The 651-nt window shown below is 63.4% G+C and carries 1 protein-coding gene; it reads left to right on the top strand.

Annotated elements, in window-relative coordinates:
• Nucleotides 1–651 (top strand): EF-Tu/IF-2/RF-3 family GTPase (locus HP556_RS00130; protein ID WP_246297200.1); only part of this gene is annotated, 651 nt, incomplete at both ends.

The raw sequence follows: 651 nt of genomic DNA, 5'->3' as shown, positions 1-651 counted from the left end.
GACGGCCCGATGCCGCAGACCCGCGAGCACATCCTGCTCGCCCGCCAGGTCGGCGTTCCCGCGCTGGTCGTGTTCCTGAACAAGTGCGACATGGTCGACGATCCGGAACTGCTCGAGCTCGTGGAAATGGAAGTCCGCGAACTGCTCTCGAAGTACGACTTCCCGGGCGATGACATTCCGATCATCAAGGGGTCGGCGCTGGCCGCTCTCGAAAACTCGGACCAGAAGCTCGGCCACGACGCCATTCTCGAACTGATGAAGAACGTCGACAGCTACATCCCGCAGCCGGAGCGTCCGGTTGACCAGCCGTTCCTGATGCCGGTGGAAGACGTGTTCTCGATCTCGGGCCGTGGTACGGTCGTGACCGGCCGCGTCGAGCGCGGCATCGTCAAGGTCGGTGAGGAAATCGAAATCGTCGGCATCCGCGCCACGCAGAAGACGATCTGCACCGGCGTTGAAATGTTCCGCAAGCTGCTCGATCAGGGCCAGGCCGGCGACAACATCGGCGCGCTGCTGCGCGGCACCAAGCGTGAAGACGTCGAGCGCGGCCAGGTGCTGTGCAAGCCGGGTTCGGTGAAGCCGCACACCAAGTTCAAGGCCGAGGCTTACATCCTGACCAAGGAAGAGGGTGGCCGTCACACGCCGTTCTTC

The sequence above is a fragment of the Tardiphaga robiniae genome (assembly GCF_013359755.1).
GTDB lineage: Bacteria > Pseudomonadota > Alphaproteobacteria > Rhizobiales > Xanthobacteraceae > Tardiphaga > Tardiphaga robiniae.
The sequence above is the reverse complement of the archived record's forward strand: the minus strand, read 5'-3'. Positions and strand labels throughout refer to the sequence as shown.